Source organism: Vibrio sp. ArtGut-C1, from assembly GCF_002105475.1.
GTDB classification, from domain to species: domain Bacteria; phylum Pseudomonadota; class Gammaproteobacteria; order Enterobacterales; family Vibrionaceae; genus Vibrio; species Vibrio diabolicus.
Genome location: NZ_NCTH01000007.1, coordinates 1 through 17,658 on the forward strand (window position 1 = coordinate 1; position 17,658 = coordinate 17,658).

The 17,658-nt window shown below is 43.4% G+C and carries 20 protein-coding genes and 1 riboswitch; of the genes, 18 read left to right on the forward strand and 2 right to left on the reverse strand.

The annotated features are described in order from the left end of the window. The first annotated feature begins 380 nt into the window (after positions 1-380). The 8 genes from B7360_RS07875 to B7360_RS07910 all read left to right on the forward strand — a co-directional run bounded on the left by B7360_RS07875 (position 381) and on the right by B7360_RS07910 (position 7,029). Positions 381-1,019 carry an HD domain-containing protein gene (locus B7360_RS07875; protein WP_085343223.1) on the forward strand — a complete coding sequence of 213 codons (639 nt, stop codon included), beginning with the start codon at positions 381-383 and terminating at the stop codon, positions 1,017-1,019. Then, the gene (locus B7360_RS07880) at positions 1,020-1,778 is read left to right on the forward strand and encodes a helix-turn-helix transcriptional regulator (RefSeq protein ID WP_085343224.1); all 759 of its coding nucleotides are present in this window, start codon (positions 1,020-1,022) and stop codon (positions 1,776-1,778) included. It abuts the gene before it with no gap. Between the two features lie 146 nt (positions 1,779-1,924). Continuing rightward, positions 1,925-3,778, forward strand: a complete 1,854-nt coding sequence (locus tag B7360_RS07885; protein WP_085343225.1) for an MFS transporter — start codon at positions 1,925-1,927, stop codon at positions 3,776-3,778. Between the two features lie 117 nt (positions 3,779-3,895). Then, complete coding sequence (locus B7360_RS07890) at positions 3,896-4,513, forward strand: cobinamide adenolsyltransferase (RefSeq protein ID WP_085343226.1); 618 nt, start codon at positions 3,896-3,898, stop codon at positions 4,511-4,513. 104 nt (positions 4,514-4,617) lie between these two features. After that, a riboswitch (FMN riboswitch) is annotated at positions 4,618-4,757 on the forward strand. Positions 4,758-4,870: 113 nt separating this feature from the next. After that, positions 4,871-5,527 (forward strand): 3,4-dihydroxy-2-butanone-4-phosphate synthase, encoded by a 657-nt coding sequence (ribB, locus tag B7360_RS07895; protein WP_006741191.1) that lies wholly within the window; start codon positions 4,871-4,873, stop codon positions 5,525-5,527. Positions 5,528-5,676: 149 nt separating this feature from the next. Continuing rightward, entirely contained in the window at positions 5,677-6,177 is a 501-nt protein-coding gene (locus B7360_RS07900) for a glutathione peroxidase (protein ID WP_371343671.1), read from the forward strand. Between the two features lie 10 nt (positions 6,178-6,187). After that, positions 6,188-6,631 carry a DUF3429 domain-containing protein gene (locus B7360_RS07905; protein WP_085343227.1) on the forward strand — a complete coding sequence of 148 codons (444 nt, stop codon included), beginning with the start codon at positions 6,188-6,190 and terminating at the stop codon, positions 6,629-6,631. 152 nt (positions 6,632-6,783) lie between these two features. Beyond that, a complete protein-coding gene (locus B7360_RS07910) occupies positions 6,784-7,029 on the forward strand; it encodes a hypothetical protein (RefSeq protein ID WP_085343228.1) in 246 nt (81 codons plus the stop codon). Positions 7,030-7,099: 70 nt separating this feature from the next. Here B7360_RS07910 and B7360_RS07915 read toward each other — a convergent pair whose 3' ends face one another. Further along, positions 7,100-7,699 (reverse strand): thiol:disulfide interchange protein DsbA/DsbL, encoded by a 600-nt coding sequence (locus B7360_RS07915; protein ID WP_005373667.1) that lies wholly within the window; start codon positions 7,697-7,699, stop codon positions 7,100-7,102. An 83-nt stretch (positions 7,700-7,782) separates the two neighbouring features. Continuing rightward, entirely contained in the window at positions 7,783-8,163 is a 381-nt protein-coding gene (locus B7360_RS07920) for a hypothetical protein (protein WP_031780538.1), read from the reverse strand. A gap of 284 nt (positions 8,164-8,447) precedes the next feature. Here B7360_RS07920 and B7360_RS07925 point away from each other — a divergent pair, with 284 nt between their 5' ends. The 10 genes from B7360_RS07925 to B7360_RS07970 all read left to right on the forward strand — a co-directional run bounded on the left by B7360_RS07925 (position 8,448) and on the right by B7360_RS07970 (position 17,558). After that, positions 8,448-8,744: an isoamylase early set domain-containing protein gene (locus tag B7360_RS07925; RefSeq protein WP_005396349.1), complete on the forward strand. Its 297-nt coding sequence runs from the start codon at positions 8,448-8,450 to the stop codon at positions 8,742-8,744. 214 nt (positions 8,745-8,958) lie between these two features. Beyond that, positions 8,959-9,672 carry a response regulator gene (locus tag B7360_RS07930; protein WP_005396348.1) on the forward strand — a complete coding sequence of 238 codons (714 nt, stop codon included), beginning with the start codon at positions 8,959-8,961 and terminating at the stop codon, positions 9,670-9,672. After that, entirely contained in the window at positions 9,672-10,967 is a 1,296-nt protein-coding gene (locus B7360_RS07935) for an ATP-binding protein (RefSeq protein ID WP_085343229.1), read from the forward strand. Before B7360_RS07930 ends, B7360_RS07935 begins: the two co-directional genes overlap by 1 nt. A gap of 117 nt (positions 10,968-11,084) precedes the next feature. Next, entirely contained in the window at positions 11,085-11,477 is a 393-nt protein-coding gene (locus tag B7360_RS07940; RefSeq protein WP_085343230.1) for a glycine zipper family protein, read from the forward strand. Positions 11,478-11,620: 143 nt separating this feature from the next. Next, a complete protein-coding gene (locus tag B7360_RS07945) occupies positions 11,621-11,977 on the forward strand; it encodes a diacylglycerol kinase (RefSeq protein WP_012842368.1) in 357 nt (118 codons plus the stop codon). Between the two features lie 22 nt (positions 11,978-11,999). After that, positions 12,000-13,655: a phosphoethanolamine transferase gene (locus tag B7360_RS07950; RefSeq protein WP_085343231.1), complete on the forward strand. Its 1,656-nt coding sequence runs from the start codon at positions 12,000-12,002 to the stop codon at positions 13,653-13,655. 123 nt (positions 13,656-13,778) lie between these two features. Continuing rightward, positions 13,779-14,711 carry a Gfo/Idh/MocA family protein gene (locus tag B7360_RS07955; RefSeq protein WP_085343232.1) on the forward strand — a complete coding sequence of 311 codons (933 nt, stop codon included), beginning with the start codon at positions 13,779-13,781 and terminating at the stop codon, positions 14,709-14,711. A gap of 217 nt (positions 14,712-14,928) precedes the next feature. Further along, on the forward strand, positions 14,929-15,360 hold the full coding sequence (locus tag B7360_RS07960; protein WP_005373685.1) for a YccF domain-containing protein: 432 nt from the start codon (positions 14,929-14,931) through the stop codon (positions 15,358-15,360). Between the two features lie 633 nt (positions 15,361-15,993). Then, positions 15,994-16,332 carry a hypothetical protein gene (locus tag B7360_RS07965; protein ID WP_006741201.1) on the forward strand — a complete coding sequence of 113 codons (339 nt, stop codon included), beginning with the start codon at positions 15,994-15,996 and terminating at the stop codon, positions 16,330-16,332. Positions 16,333-16,709: 377 nt separating this feature from the next. Beyond that, positions 16,710-17,558 carry a patatin family protein gene (locus B7360_RS07970; protein WP_085343233.1) on the forward strand — a complete coding sequence of 283 codons (849 nt, stop codon included), beginning with the start codon at positions 16,710-16,712 and terminating at the stop codon, positions 17,556-17,558. Positions 17,559-17,658 lie beyond the last annotated feature (100 nt).

The following is a 17,658-nucleotide window of genomic DNA, read 5'->3' on the forward strand; positions in this document are numbered from 1 at the left end:
GTGAAAGATGTTCGCTTCATCGATGGAGTGAAAGAAATGGAGACTCATCAACAGGCTACTGCATGATCTCCATACACCACATTTGACAATAGCTCGAGCAAGTGACGTTCAAGCGCTAAGGTTCGTAAGAATACCGACTAAAACGAAAAAGGGTCTGACGAAATCATCAGGCCCTTTTGCTATTGGCAAACGTCACTGCTGTTCTGTGTCTTACCACCTTAATAGCCAACCGAACGCACAAAAATGCTATTTAAGATGACCCGAGACTCACTAAGTTGCATAAGGTTCTGATGGCTAAATCTCAATTACACTATCGAACTTGGAAATTCCTCTCTGTGTTCGGCATACTTCTGCCTTCACTTTAGTTGTAGATATAACTCATGACCTTATTAAGCCAGATAGAATCGCAATTTTTGGAATTTATGCAGCAAGAGATGCAAGTCGATGCGGCGCATGACATAAGCCATGTTCAACGGGTCGTAAACACTGCAAAAAAACTGGCTATAGAAGAAGGCGCCGACTTATCTATTGTGCTTCCCGCAGCCTATTTACATGATTGTTTTACCTATCCGAAAGATCATCCTAACCGCAAGCAGAGCTCAATCATTGCAGCCAAAAAAGCGGTCGCGTTTTTAGAAAGTATCGATTATCCGCAGCAATACCATGATGCCATTGCCCATGCGATAGAAGCACACAGCTTTAGCGCTAATATCAGACCCAACACATTGGAGGCAAAAGTCGTTCAAGATGCCGACCGTCTGGACGCTTTAGGCGCAATTGGCATTACTCGCTGTATACAAGTGAGCACTGAGTTTGATGCGCAACTTTACGATGACAAAGACATCTTTGCTCAACAGCGAGAGCTCGACGATAAACAATTCACTCTGGATCACTTTCAAACCAAGTTATTCAAAATCGCTGAAACTATGAACACGGAGTCAGCGAGACGCGAAGCTCAAAAACGCAAAGCCTTTATGCAAGCGTATATAGAGCAATTACACGACGAGGTGACAGCATAAATGTCAGAAAGCTATACGTTAATTAAAGAGCTTAAACGCCAACTAAAGTTAGCTGGGCTGCATTATGCCGATGTTGCACAACACCTTGATTTAAGTGAAGGAAGCGTCAAACGTTTACTCGCTGAAGGTCAACACATTAGCCTTGAGCGCTTAGAGCGAATTTGCCAATTGATTGGCTTAGAAATGGCGGAACTGTTTAAGCTCGCGGCTGCGCACAATAAAGGTCTAGAGTCGCTAACATTAGAGCAAGAAAAGCAGTTGGTTGACGATAAAGCCCTGCTACTCGTGGCGATCTGTGTTGTAAATGGCTATCAGTTTGAACAAATCGTTCAGCAATACACCTTCAATGAGTTGGAACTGGTGCAAAAGCTTGCTCAGTTGGATCGTCTGAACATCATCGACTTGCAGACAAATAACAAAATTCGTTTGCGTATATCTCCGACATTTAAGTGGCAGATGGGCGGCCCTATTCAACGGTTCTTCCAACAGCAAGTTCAAGACGCCTTTTTCCAAAGCTACTTTTCTGGTGAAGATGAACAGTTATCCATGGCAACAGGATTGATGAGCGTACCAACCAACAAGAAGCTGCAACAGAAACTGCAAAAGGTCATCGATGAGTTTTATCAGGCTTGCCAAAGTGATAGCTCTCTCGATATGGACGAAAAGCACGGCACCTCTCTGATTATTGCGATGCGTCGCTGGACGTTCCCTCTGTTTGAACCATGGGAAAGAAAACCTACTCAAAAGTCTCGAAATTAGTAACTCAATAAACAAATGGAGATGAAAGTAACGAATTTCGTTACTTTTGGTGACACCCAACGTCACTTGACAGAGAAAGCTGGTTTAATCGTTCATTGAGCATAAAGTGCTCCCATCTCATTCGACTTTGTTTAATCGGGGCCAGCATGTTTTTCTCAAAACGCTTTTTTCCTTACTTTGTGACGCAGTGTCTTGGCGCACTCAATGACAACATCTACAAAAACGTTCTGTTATTGATGGTGACATACAGCCAAATTGATAACTTACCAATATCCGTTAATCTATTTGTTAATTTGGCGGCAGGCTTATTCATCCTACCTTTCTTTCTATTCTCTGCGCATGCTGGTGCCGTCGCTGACAGCATGGACAAAGCCAAATTAATACGACGTCTAAAGCTCATCGAGCTGGCTATCATGTCTTGCGCAGCAACCGCTATTGCGACCCAAAGTGCTATGCTGATGCTGGTTCTGCTGTTTATGACAGGCACTCAATCGGCCTATTTTGGTCCCGTGAAATACGCCTTGCTACCACAAGCGCTCAAACCAAATGAGCTTGTTAAAGGAAATGCTTGGGTTGAAATGGGCACGTTTCTTTCGATTCTTATAGGTACGCTTAGCGCAGGCCTGCTGCTAGCCATTCCTAATGGTACCTTGATTGCCTCTTGTACCGTGATTGCCTTGTCTTTGCTTGGGTTCATGAGCAGCGTGAATATTCCAACGATGCCTAGCCAATCGAATGACAAAGCGAGATTTGAACCGATTTCTGGTTTAAAGAACACGTTAAAAGTGGCAAAAAAACAGAGAGGCATCTGGATGTCTATTCTTGCCATCAGTTGGTTCTGGTTCATGGGTGCGACTTACCTAACTCAATTCCCTAAATTCGCACGCGAACATTTGTTCGCAGATAGCACTGTCGTTTCTTTACTGTTGGCATTGTTTTCCATTGGTATCGCTACAGGCTCTTGGTTGTGTGAAAAACTTTCCTTCAACCACGTTGAGCTTGGTATTTTGCCATTCGGTATCCTTGGTCTGACCGTCTTTGGCGTCGACTTGCTATGGGCAGTCCCAAGTTATCCATCACTTCCGGTGCACTTTTATGATGTGCAAAGCTTCGTTGCCGAATCCAAACATCTGCGCGTCATGATTGACCTGTTCCTTGTTGGTGTAAGCGGCGGTATCTTTATTGTTCCTCTTTATGCGTTCATCCAATCGCGTTCAAACAAAGGGGAATGTGCACGTGCCATTGCTGCTAACAACATCATGAATGCGTTGTTTATGGTGGTGTCTGCTTTGGTTTCGATCGTTGTACTCAGCGTACTAGAGCTTTCTATTGTGGAACTGTTTGCCATGATGGCAATAGGCAACTTCTTCGTGGCAATCTATGTCTATCGTCAAGTACCGGAATTTACACAACGCTTTATCAGTTATTTACTCAGCCATTGTATGTATCGTGTGTCAGTAGAGGGGCGCCAACATATTCCTGAACAAGGTGCTGCGTTAATCGTGGCTAACCATGTTAGCTATGTCGATGCGTTGATTTTGATGGGAACCTCTACTCGCCCGGTTCGTTTTGTGATGGACAAGTCCATCAGCGAGCTGCCTGTTCTTAAATATGTTTTCCGTCATGCCGGTGTTATCCCTATCTGTTCCCCACGTAAGTGTGCCGATACTCACCGACGAGCATTTGAGCAGATTGAACAAGCGCTAAACGACGGTGAAGTTGTCTGTATCTTCCCTGAGGGTCGTTTAACGTCTAACGGTGAATTGGGTGAGTTTCGCCCTGGTGTGGAAAAAATCCTTGAACGTAACCCTGTTCCTGTCATTCCTATGGCGTTAAAAGGGCTTTGGGGTTCTTTTTTCAGCCACAAAGGCGGACATGCTCTCACAAAACGACCGACTCGTTTTTGGTCAAAAGTGGATGTTGTAATCGGTGAAGTGTTAAGCCCAGCTTCTTTAAATCGTCATCAATTGCAACAACAAGTACAGGATTTACTGGGCTGATACGCTTGCTATACCGATCAAACTTTGCAGCAACACGTAAATATGCACCACAAAGCACAAGTAGTTCCTTGTTAATTAGAGTAGGATATCTACGACGTCATAAATCTAGGAGGTATTATGAGAATCATCATCTTACATGGTCTTTATATGCATGGACTGGTCATGCAACCTCTTAGCCAAAAGCTGCGAAAACTCGGATACGAAACGCAAGTACTCAGCTATAACACTGTTGCTATCGATGAGTCTTCACTGTTTGATTCTATTGATCATTCGCTTAATCCACTGACCACAAACGTGCTCGTGGGGCACAGCCTGGGAGGCTTGATGATTAAGCGCTATCTCGCCAACAGAAAACCGAGCACTAGCTTAATCTCTCATGTTGTCGCTATCGGTTCGCCTCTTAAAGGCGCGTCCATAGTAGGTCGGATTCAAGATCTCGGGTTGGGTGCCATTTTAGGAAACTCGCCACACCACGGATTAAACAAACATGATGACGCGTGGGCTTTTCCGCAAAAACTCGGCAGTATCGCAGGAACGATGCCGATTGGTGCTCGCCCATTGTTGATCCGTAATGACAACACCATGTCGGACGGTACGGTTACCGTAGAAGAGACAAGACTGGAAGGTATGCAAGATCATATCGAAGTGAAACAAACGCATACGAGTTTGATTTACAACACCTTCGTGCCGCAGCAGATTGATCACTTTATTCGCACAGATTATTTCCGTCGATAGCACACTTTTCCATCATACAGATGGAATCGACTTTCCAAGCTATTCAGTTCGCAGTACTATCCTAGCTCCACTTCCTCACAATTTGGATGAAGTGGCACATTTTTAATTGTTCTCAGGGCGGGGCGAAATTCCCCACCGGCGGTATACTTTTCAAGTGAGCCCGCGAGCGCTCGATTCGTCGAGGTCAGCAGATCTGGTGAGATGCCAGAGCCGACGGTTATAGTCCGGATGAAAGAGAATAAGAATACACCAGTATCGCGAGTAAGATCGCGTTGAATGCTGGTGCACTTCTTTTTGATCGTATTTTACGACGATCTCTCATACCGCCCTGATTCTGGTGAAATTTAGGAGTTAACCATGAATCAGTCATCACTACTTGCCGAATTCGGCGACCCAATTACTCGCGTTGAAAACGCACTTATTGCTTTAAAAGAAGGACGTGGCGTACTACTTCTTGATGATGAAGATCGCGAAAACGAAGGCGATATCATTTATTCAGTCGAGCACCTCACCAACGAGCAAATGGCGTTGATGATCCGCGAATGTAGCGGCATCGTTTGTTTGTGCTTAACAGATGCTCAAGCAGACAAACTGGAACTGCCTCCAATGGTGGTAAACAACAACAGTGCAAACCAAACCGCATTTACGGTTTCTATTGAAGCGAAAGTTGGTGTAACAACGGGGGTTTCAGCAGCAGACCGGGTGACGACCATTAAAACGGCGGCAAACCCGCATGCGAAACCTGAAGATCTTGCTCGCCCGGGCCACGTATTCCCTCTGCGCGCACGTCCAGGTGGTGTAATGACTCGCCGTGGTCACACAGAAGGTACGATTGACCTGATGCAAATGGCAGGGCTTCAACCCGCTGGAGTACTATGTGAAGTGACCAACCCAGATGGCACGATGGCAAAAGCACCAGAGATCGTTGCGTTTGGTCGCCTGCACAACATGCCAGTGCTGACTATTGAAGACATGGTGATGTACCGCAATCAGTTCGAGTTAAAACTGGCATAATTAAATCCCAGCTCTGAAAGAAGCCGCGCATTTGTGCGGCTTTTTTGATCGATCCTCTTTGCGCTTGAGTAGTTATACTTATTGAAAACAAAGGGAACAACACCATGAAAGGATTACTGAAACTCGTCGCTCTCGTTGGCTTTATCTCCATGACTTCGCTTACTCTTGCATCTGAGTGCCCTGATATTCTTCAAGGTAAGCAAAGGTTGTTAAACTCAACAGAAGAAGTCGATCTATGCGAAAGCTTTAAGGGAAAGACACTACTAGTCGTCAATACAGCAAGCCAGTGCGGCTTCACTCCTCAGTTCGAACAGTTAGAAACCCTCTATCAAACTTACAAAGAGCAAAACTTCACGGTTATCGGTTTCCCGAGTAATGACTTCCGACAGGATAGAGGAAGCGAAACAAACACAGCGAAAGTCTGTTATCTCGATTACGGGGTCACCTTTCCAATGATGGCTCGCTCCTCAGTATTAGGCGTAGATGCAAACCCCGTATTCAGCGAGATTACTAACCAAGCTGGCATCAAACCAAAATGGAACTTCTATAAGTTTCTAATTAGCTCTGAAGGCAAAGTTATTGCCACTTTTCCAAGCTCCACATCACCGACAAGTACTACGCTTACCAATATGATAGAGCAACAATTGTAAGGTGACGACCATGACAACACGCTCAACCATGCAACAACTCGGTTACTTAGGCCTGGTTCCATTTGTGTTTAGTTTAGGGCTGATTTTCACTGACATTTCACTCTTCAATTTAAGTGGCCAGCAATTTTTCATCGCTTACAGTGCCGTAATATTAAGTTTTTTATCCGGCATCCTTTGGGGGAATGGCATTGAGCATTACTACCACCGCCTTAGCAGAAATATATTAATTCTCAGCAACCTTTTTGTCTTACTCGCTTGGGGCGCATTATTGCAGGGTCACAAACACTACGCGGTCGCTACCCTACTCTTAGCAATTGGGTATCTTGCTGTTTGGTATGCAGAAAAACTCGTGAGGAAAGTCGAACAAGACGCCGAGCCCAAGGGATATCAAGGAATGAGGAGCAAACTGACCTTCGGCGTAATCGTAATGCACGGATTGGCTTTAGTTTCATAACCTGGTCTGTCCAGTACTAAGATCACAAAAAAACGTCTTTTTATAAAACAATGTTCATTTCGTGAATGCACACATATTTTGAACACTGTTTTGTTTCATTTATGAATCAATCCACATATAAGTAATTCAAAGCATTCACAAAGGATATGAATATGTTTTTTCGCAAACTTTTGTTTAGCACTGCGATGATCAATGCAACGACAGGTTGCGTGTCTTACCAGGCACAACAAGCCGCCGCTCAAACAGTAAATAATACAGGAGCCGTGCTTACCAATGTGATTAAAACTACGATTGCTCAGCCATGTAATGTTGCAGTCACTGCTGCTAGCTTGTTTTATCCGCATGCCATATTTATGACTAGTGTTCCGACTCAAGCATGTACAAGCGTTCTTAGATAATACGAGTGTGATAAGCATAAAAAATGGCGACTCTACCGTCGCCATTTTTAAGCATCAATGCTATTTACAGTTACAGCGTCAATAAGTAATTAACTAATTGATTGTACTCGTCGTAAGTACGAATTTCGTTGGCCAAAACAATGTATTTATTGTTCACAACCACACCCGGAACCCCTCTTAACGTGCTGGCAGAGAATTGCTTATCAAAGCCCTTCTGCATTGAGTTTACGGCAAAGCTATTGTAAGCGGCATCAAACTTCTTACCTTCTACGCCATTATCAACGAAGAGCTGTTTCAGCTCAGCTTCATCTTTTGGCGCTTGTCGCTTTTGATGAATTTGGGCAAACATGGCAGGAATCATTGTATCTTCAACCCCGAGCGACACCATCGTCGCGTAGGACTTGGCCATCGGAATCGCCATATCTCCGCCCATGAACCCCACATGTACCTTTTCAAACTTTGCCTCTTTTGGCAGAGCAGGTTTTAAACGCTCAATAAGCGACTCAAACTTGTAACAATGTGGGCAATAAAAAGAAAAGAATTCCGTCACAACAGGTTTCGATGCTTTCTTAACATCCAGAACTTTGTAGTGCTTCCCTTCTTCAAATTGCGCTGCGTGAGCGGTAAAAGTCAGTAAAAGTGCACTACATAAGGCAAGTAGTTTTTTCATTGTTTATTTCCTCGTGGCATTCAAATGCCAAATCATTTCATTTGGTAAAAAGGGGGGGACCCCAAGTAATTTGAGATGGGAAATTAAACAATCGGAGGGCGATAAAGCTTGGTGATCACTGTCACTACTTTTTCGACTAGAGGCCTATCAATCAATGCAAGGCTATAAGGAAGAAGCAGTAAGTCGTTTTGAGATAAGTTGGCGGGAATTTTGACCATGCAGGAAGAGCTACAACTCGTGTGAGACTGTTGCACCTTATTGATAGTTGACTCATCGTGATGTGATTCTACGCAATCGTCATTGACGCCAAGTTGTTTGTGCAGAGCAGCCTGTTGAACAATAATATCGCGTACTTCAATTGTTTTCACCGGGGCTGAAGCCTTCGCCATAGGAGCGACACTGCTCAAAAGCATAGCGGCTAAACAAACTATCGCGGTCAACAATGTACGGTTAAACTTCAACATAGCTACATCAACAAAAATGGTGATTTAAGATAATACATGATAACGGTTTGACTTCAAGATACGAACTCTGAGTTCCGCCTCGCCTAAAAACTTGGTACGTTAACGGTTCCTTACCCTTGAGGCTTCTCAATACCGCTCCCCTCTCACAAGAACTCATAGCGATTAAGCTATTCATCATTTAGATAGTTCTTCACCTGATACCAGCGACAATTCGATAAAACTTGAAATCGTTATGAAACACGAGTAATAGTTAGAACAGTTTTTGTACGAACAAGGAAAGATCAATGCTTAAAAAGAGATTCTTTAAGACAAAAGATGAAGTTGAAGTCACGTTCGAGCTAGATAAAGACCAGTGGGACTCCATTCATATTGCTGGGGATTTTAACAACTGGCAGCCAGAACCGATGAAATTAGTGAAGAAAAGCCGTCAATTTAAATTTAAAACGCGCTTACCTAAAGAGCAGAATGTTCAGTTCCGCTACTTGCTCAATGATGCAAAGTGGGAAAACGACCCTCAAGCCGACGCTTATGTTCCCAATGCTTTTGGCAGCGACAACAGTGTCGTGTGCACCACCGAATAAAACGTAAGTTCACTCTAATATTCCATATTAAGGCGCAACAGTTGCGCCTTTTTTAGACACTTCATAATGTGATTAATGATTAAGTTTGAATCATTACTTGGGGTATTTATCGAATCAACTCATCCGATAACCTTATTCTGAGAAAGCTTTATTTGAAATAATTCGTAAATTTGTTTAAGTTCCAGTGATATTAAATATTGTATACATCACTCAAATGAACGCACAACAAGTCAAACCATCTTTAATCATTGTGGAAGACGATCCCAAATTACAAGCTATGCTGGGAGAGTATTTTGTTGAACAAGGTTTCCAGGTCAAATGTATCGACAACGGGACAGACGCACCGGAAGCGATTATTGACACACAGCCAGACGTGGTTTTGTTAGATTTGATGCTACCTGGACAAGACGGCCTGAGCGTATGTCGTCAAATCCGTGAATGCTACAAAGGCAAAGTGTTGATGCTGACAGCGAGTGATGACGACTTCGATCACGTCGCCGCATTAGAAATTGGCGCCGATGACTTTGTTACCAAGCCAATCAAACCTCGTGTGCTGCTGGCACGCATTCGCATGCTATTGAGAAGAAAAGAGGCAGCCTCTACCGAGTCCGAAAACGGTCTACAAATTGGAGTGCTGTGTTTAAACCGATTACGTAAATCATGCGTCATGAACCAGGAAGAAATTGCGCTGACTGACGGTGAGTTCGATTTATTATGGGTTCTCGCAACACACGCAGAAAAAACACTCTCACGTGAGTGGTTAACGAAAACACTACGTGGTATTGAGTACGACGGTACAGATCGCACCATTGACAACCGTATTGTGACATTGAGAAAAAAATTAGGCGATGCTTCTTGCTCTCCACAAAAAATCATTACGGTTCGCGGCAAAGGCTACCTATTTATGCCTGATGCATGGAATGAATAATGAGACGGATTTATCTGGAAAGCTTTGTCGGTCTTATCATTCTATTTATGGTGAGTTTGTGGGGTTACGAATTCTTAGTCTATGAGATCAACACAGATTACGATTACCTGCTACAAGAGCAAGAAGGTCAAGCTTTCCACGATCTTATCTATCCTATCTACGAAGAGCACGGACTAGAATACACTCAACAACAGCTTGAGCAATTTGCCACGTCCAGCCATCGCTTGTTGATTCCTCACACGCTCGAAGAACTTCCAGAGGACATCAGAAAAGCATTTGAAAGTGACACCTCTGTTAACGTTGCTTACGACGAAGAAAGGGATATATGGTTCCGCCTAGATGCGGACACCCCTATTTTCAAAATGATCGATGATCCAGATAGCTCAGTTATTCAGGCGATTAACTTTGATGACAACATTGTATGGTTATTCTTTTTAGCCGGATTTGCTCTGTATTGCATACTGCTGATCTGGTTTTTGAGTCGTCGAATTCGTGAGTTAGAAAGAGTCACGGTCGAGTTTGCTTCAGGCAACTTCAAAGCACGAGCAAGCACCTCAAGCGCCAAATCCGTTGGGACACTGAACAAAAGCTTTAATACGATGGCTGACAAAGTTTCTCGCCTGATCACTAGCAATAAAATGCTGACCAATGCAGTTGCGCATGAATTACGCACTCCTATTTTTCGTTTACAGTGGCAAGCTGACTTGTTATCGGACTCTACATTAACCGAACAACAGAAAAAGCATGTACGTAGTATCGTCGAAGACATTGACGAGATGGAAGACATGGTTGAAGAGCTGCTTTATTACGCCAAAATGGAACGCCCAGATACGGCGTTGCAAACAGAAAACGTAGCACTCGCCAAGTTAGTTAATGAGTTAAAACAGAGATGGCAAAAAGAGACCAAATTATCTATCTCAGTCAATGAAACAAACTCTGAAAACGCGCGCGCATTCGCCGATCCAAAACTGCTAAAACGTGCTTTGGATAATCTGCTACGCAATGCAATGCGATACGCAAATACTCAAATTATGGTTGAGATAAAAAGTGATCAGCAAAGCTACTTAATCCATGTACATGATGATGGTATAGGTATAGAAGAGCAGCATTGGCCTCACCTTTTTGAAGCATTTTATAGCGCCGATGAGTCCCGAAACAAAAACACCAGTGGATTTGGGCTTGGTTTGGCGATCGTCAGGCAGATAATGGAACTTCAACATGGTGAGGTTTCGATTTCTCATAGCCCACTTGGTGGTGCTTGCTTCACACTTCGTCTTCCAAAATCAGACAGTTAAGTTAACGTCTTTCCTCCTTTACAGAAGACGACACTTCAATACACTCCAGCGACAGAGCTCAACAATAAAACAGTGTACATTTAATCCATAAATTCACAGAACAAATGGATAATACTCATGTACAAACCTTTTATTCTGGTTATGACGTTTGCCTCTACTCTTAGCGCTTGTACTTATAATCAAAAGCCTGTTGTCGACATGACCAATGTTGATCCTGCTAAATATGAACAAGATTTTCTTTATTGCCAAGGGTATGCGGACAACGTAGACAAAACGGAAGCTGCAAAATCTGAAGCCGCTAATGGCGCAGTTACAGGTGCACTAATTGGGGCAGCAGCTGGAGCGCTAGAAAGCGGGATAGGTGGGGCTGCTGTGGGTGCCGCTGCAGGCGGTGCTGTAGGAGCAGGGGCCGGAGCGTTGAGTGGAAGCAATGACTCCACCAAAACACAATCTCTTGTACTGCGAAAATGCCTTCAGAATAAAGGCTATACCGTCTACGACCTTGATTAATTCAACTCTTTTTTCTTATTCAAACCCTATATCGTTGTGTGATGAATGCCATTCACAAATGTTTCACGCAAGAACGATTAGTCTCATCTCATCGTTTGGATAGATGCACAATCTAAATTATTAAGCTGTAGTAAGGTCATATTTTGAAGCCAGGAAAAACAGGTCTACGCCGTGTCATGGATGCGACCGGCTATTCATTTCAGGGATTGAAAGCCGCATGGAAATACGAAGCCGCCTTCAGACAAGAATTGATTCTAGCCTTAGTGCTTTCCGTCTGTGCTTTTTTCCTTCCAGTCACCACATTTGAAAGAGTACTGATGATCAGTAGCCTGTTATTGGTCCTGATCGTCGAACTTATTAATTCCGCCGTAGAAGCGGTTGTCGACCGTGTTAGCGATGACTGGCACGAGCTCAGTGGTAGAGCCAAAGATATCGGCTCGGCTGCAGTATTTGTTGCGCTCACTCTTGCCCTTTTTGTTTGGGCTTCGTTCTTGCTCTAATTTTGATTCAAGACATTTACTTATGAAGACACATAATTTGCAACAGAAAGGTATCTCGTACGTTACCTTTACTTTCTTGTTGGCACTCTATTTCGCGCTGGTTGTAAACATTCCTATTTACAAAGAGCTGAATGGTATTTTTTCAAGCCTAGATAATGTCAAAATTGGTTTTATTATTACGATACCCATTTTCTTTCTTGCCGCGCTCAATTTCCTTTTTAACTTATTTAGTTGGCCTTGGGTTGGAAAGCCATTCTTTATTATTTTGCTCATAATTTCGAGTATGGTGAGCTACGCAAGTTACAACTATGGCACACTTTTCGATTCTGGAATGATTGCTAATATTGCTGAAACCGACTCGAGCGAGGCAAGCTCTTACTTGAGTACTTATTCTGTAATCTGGACGCTACTTATGGGGGGCGTCCCTGCGATGATTGTCTATAAGGTCAAGTTGCAATCTCAGCGCCACCAATTGCTGTATTTTTCTCTCACGAAGTTGGTGTCGATGTTGTCATCTCTTGCAGTAATTGCTGTTATTGCCAGTGTTTACTACCAAGACTATGCATCTGTCGGGCGCAATAACAGCTATCTGAAAAAAATCATTATTCCCACTCAATTCGTTTACAGCGCGACTGGGTATGTAAAGGGGAAATACTTCACCACGCCAGAGCCGTATCGCGAGATTGGAATCGATGCAAAGCAGTCAGATAGCGCAGTAAAGCAAGCACAGAACAAGCCGACACTACTGGTGTTTGTTGTCGGAGAAACCGCTCGAACACAGAACTACCAACTCAATGGCTATAAGCGAGAGACAAACCCTTACACCAGTAAGCTGGATGTGATTTCATTTCAAGAGGTTGCGTCTTGTGGCACTGCAACTGCAGTATCTGTGCCTTGCATGTTTTCTCAGCTCACGCGAAGCGAGTTTGAACGGACCAAGGCAGATAACCAAGATAATGCTCTCGACATCATGCAGCGCGCTGGAGTTGACCTCATCTGGAAAGAAAATGATGGCGGAGACAAAGAAGTCTCCCACAAGATCAAGAAAATTGAAGTGAACCGAAAGCAAGCAAGTCCTCTGTGTAACGGTCAAACCTGTTACGATATGGCGCTGTTAGATCACTTTGATCAAGAAGTTGCGGATATGCACGGCAATCGCGTTGTCGCCATGCACCTTATAGGAAGCCATGGTCCTACCTACTTCCAGCGTTATCCTAGAGACAAAGCGTTTTTCAAACCAGACTGCCCACGTGCAGATATAGAAAACTGTAGCGTCGAACAAATCGTGAATACGTACGACAATACGATACGCTACACTGATCTTGTGTTGGCTGAAACCATCAACAAACTCAAAGCATTAGAGTCTCAATATAATACCGCTCTCATCTACGTATCGGATCATGGTGAATCATTAGGCGAAAACGGATTGTTCTTACATGGCATGCCTTACGGCCTTGCACCAGACTTCCAAAAACGTGTTCCTTTGCTCATGTGGCTATCTTCCGGCTTTAAGCAAGTGAAACAAATCAACACCGACTGTTTGTCGAATGAAGCGCAAAAGGCAGGACAGTACTCACATGATAACGTGTTCCACTCTTTATTAGGCATTATGGATGTACAAACCCAAGCCTACGACGGCAAGTTAGATATATTCAAAGACTGCCGCACGACTTCCTAAGTGGACCAATAAAGCCTGACTCAAAATGTGAGTCAGGCTCTTTTCTAACAAGGCATTTAAACTCATCAGCTTGCCAAGCGTTATACTACAACCTGCCATCCATACATCGAAATAAGGACTAGGATGAAAATTGGTATTATTGGTTTAGGAGATATTGCTCAGAAAGCATACCTTCCCGTTATCACTCAGCTTCCAAATATCGAACTTGTATTTTGTACCCGCAACGCAAATGCACTTGAGAGTCTGGCTACGCAATATCGAATCTCAGAGACCTGTCAAGACTACCAGCAGCTTCTGCACTTTGGCGTAGATGCTGTCATGATTCATGCTGCAACAAGCGTACATCCTCAAATCGCAGCATTCTTTTTGCAGAATGGAATCCCAACCTTTGTCGACAAACCATTAGCGGACAACGCTGATGACGTGGAAAAACTGTACGATATTGCCGAAAAAGAAAAACAACCACTTTATGTGGGCTTCAACCGACGTCATATTCCGCTTTACAACCAACACATGCCAGAGGTACAGCAAGGCAATATTTCTGACCTAAAATCGCTACGCTGGGAAAAGAACCGCCACCAACTACCAGGCGATATTCGTACCTTTATATTTGATGATTTTATTCATCCATTAGACAGTATTAACGTGACAGCCAAGACCGATTTAAAAGAGGCTTACATAACGCATCAGCTTGAAGGTGACCAATTGGCGCGTTTAGATATTCAGTGGCAACACGGAGATACTTTACTCCACGCTTCGATGAATCGTCACTTCGGTATGACTATGGAACGCGTTCAAGCTTGTTATGCTAACAAAGCAGTGGAATTCGACTCTTTCGTTGAAGGGAGACGATGGCAAGCGAACCAAGAGCAAAAAATCAATTTGAAAGATTGGACGCCAATGCTGACGAGCAAAGGTTTCCATGCGATGTTGCTCGACTGGTTTAACGTCGTTGAATCTGGAAAAATCGCCAGTGAAGTAGTGAAACGCAACATTGCTAGCCATCAGTTAGCAGAGCAAATTTGTCAATATATCGAGAAAGTTACCTCTAGGTAGCTTAATTCTTGGCTATATGCTTAATCGAGTATTACGCTCTATACTAAAACAAACGTAGCTTCAGGGAGTCATTCATTCTCTGTTAATACTTATGCGGCTATTCTATCAAGCAAGTGAATGAGGGAACGGATCACGTTTATTAACGGAGTGGTTCTAGTTTTACATTACTATACCCTCAGGAACCTGCATCGTCATATTCAAGAGTAAAGGAAATATAATGAGAACACTCGGTAACATCATTTGGTTTGTATTTGGTGGCGTATTTATGGGGTTGCTATGGTGGTTTTTCGGTATCTTAGCCTTTATTAGCATCATCGGAATACCTTGGGGGCGTGCGTGTATCGTTATGGGTAATTTTTCCTTTTTCCCATTCGGAAAAGAAGCCATTTCACGCGATGAATTGACCAATGAAATGGACATTGGTACGAGCCCTCTAGGCGTTATCGGCAACGTCCTTTGGTTTGTCTTTGCAGGTCTTTGGTTAGCAATCGGTCACGTACTTTCCGCCGCAGCGTGTTTTGTAACCATCATTGGTATTCCGTTTGCACTCCAACACCTGAAGCTTGCGGTTATTTCACTCGCACCAATTGGTAAAACGGTTGTGTCGTCAGAAGAAGCTGCAATGGCTCGGTACAATATCAACCGCTAACAAACAGCCAATATACTTTCTATCCTCTGGGCAATCGTGCTCAGAGGGCAACTCCCGTCAAAAGTAAGCCTATTATCGCTATCGCATATTCAATAATGGTTGATTGTATATCCATACCGTCACCTTTAAGTTGAAGTTCACCCTAGCTCTGTACTACTTTACTTTTTTATTAATCAATGGATTAGCTTAACCCTCCAAGCTCACCCACGCTCAAAAATCAGTATTATTTCCGCTCATCTAAATTGAGTTCATTTACGAAAAGTCGAACTATAAGCATAGTTGATATTAATGATTTTTGACGATAAATAACTCACACCAATCCAGCGATAGTTCCAGCGTTTACTTTTTCTCAATAAACGTAAGCCGTTACGAAAGCGGGTTTCTTCCCGATCAAAGCCACCACTTCGCATCACTATCGCTTTTCTTTAAAAGGCAACAAATATTCGTTGTTATCTTGAGTAAATTATTTTGTTTGTCGCATTTAAGTTCAATCAATATTATTCGCGACATCAGAGAAATAGACCATTGAGCTCCTTAGCATTTATCACAGACATAGAACGTAAAGCCCCTTTTTTGCTCGTTTTTCTTTTTACAAATGTTCTAACTCAACGTCTATTCAGACAGGAATACACCGTGGATAAATATCAAGCTGCTTATGCCAAACGTCTAGAGAAGTTAAAGGGTAATCAATCTCCAAAAACGATAGCCCGTCTTTCGGCTTGGGAGGCATTTCTTAACAAAGAGTACGAACTCCAAGACTTAGAATACCAACTATCAGACGCAGCACACCTACACTATGAACAATCTCATGTGAAAAATGATATTTCTTTTAAGGCGTTCAAGCGGGCGTTCTATAACGAATCCATCAAAATCTACAACCTAACCGATGGCGCCTCTATACAGAAAGTATTCACTCCGCTGCTCGCATTAACGACAGTTTGGGTGCTATTTATCTGCTTTTTTGACAAGTGATCATCACTTTTATTAGAACAATAAACTTAGGGCGCTTGCATCATGATTCAAAACGATAACCAGACGCACAACGCCCCACTTAAATATAAAAAAGGAGTTTGATCTTGTATGTCTAAGATGACACTTCTTTTAATTACAACAACGATCAGTATCGGAATTACAGGCGCCGCTTTCTGTGTGGGAGTGACATATTTATTCAGTGCGTTTTCACTAAATGAGCTGCTCAATAACCTGTAACTCCCTAGGCTTAATATGAAAAGGGCATCCATCGATGCCCTTTTCTTTTACTTAAGGAGATGCCCTAGCACTTGGGTATAAAACCGTTATGCGTTAAGCTGCATTCTATTCATCCAATAGGTAAAGAATGGAACACAGTGATGGAACAAGTAGGAGAGCGTGCGTTGATTGTCGAAGGTGGGGCGATGCGAGGCGTATTTTCTTGCGGCATACTCGATCATTTTCTCGCTAACGAATTCTCTCCATTTGATAGCTTTTGGGGCGTATCGGCGGGCGCAAGTAACTTGGCGGCGTATTTAGCTAAAATGCCCGGGCGCAACTTAAAAATCTATCTCGATTACAGTTTAAGGAAAGAATTCATCTCACCATCTCAGATTCTACGTGGCGGCGATATGATGAACTTAGATTGGATGTGGAACGTCACTCTCGAAGAGCTTGGCATCGACAAGTCCGCACTAAAAGCGGATTCGAGACCTTTCTTTTTAGGCGTAACACGTCAAGACAATGGCCAAGCCGAGTACCATACTCCTAATGTCGACGAGCTCGCAGAAACAATGAAAGCCAGCAGCGCACTTCCCGTACTTTACCGAAATGGTGTCTTACTGAACGGTACCCGATACGTTGATGGTGGGGTTTCTGATGCACTTCCTGTCGCAGAAGCAATAAAGCGAGGAGCCAAAAAGATTATGGTTTTACGCAGTCAACCCTCCAGCTATCAAAAGCCGAAAGGAAAGTTCAGCGCACTAACCAAACGGATGTTGAAAGAAACGCCAGGATTAATTGAGCCGATGTTGACGCGTGAAGTTCGCTACAATCAAACGTTAGCACTGATCGACAATCCACCATTGGGAGTCGAAATCATCCAAGTTTGTCCTCCTGAATCATTTAAATTAAAACGATTGAGTCGCTCGCCAGCACCATTGCGTCAAGCTTATGAGTTAGGTATTGAAGCAGGAAAAGAAGCCATCATGCGATGGAATCAGAAGTAGAAAAAAGCCACGTGGATTAGACGTGGCTAACGCAAATTCGATGGCAGTGGATTATCGTATTTGCTTCTGGTCGAGCCCAATGGTCAGGCTCAAAACTGTT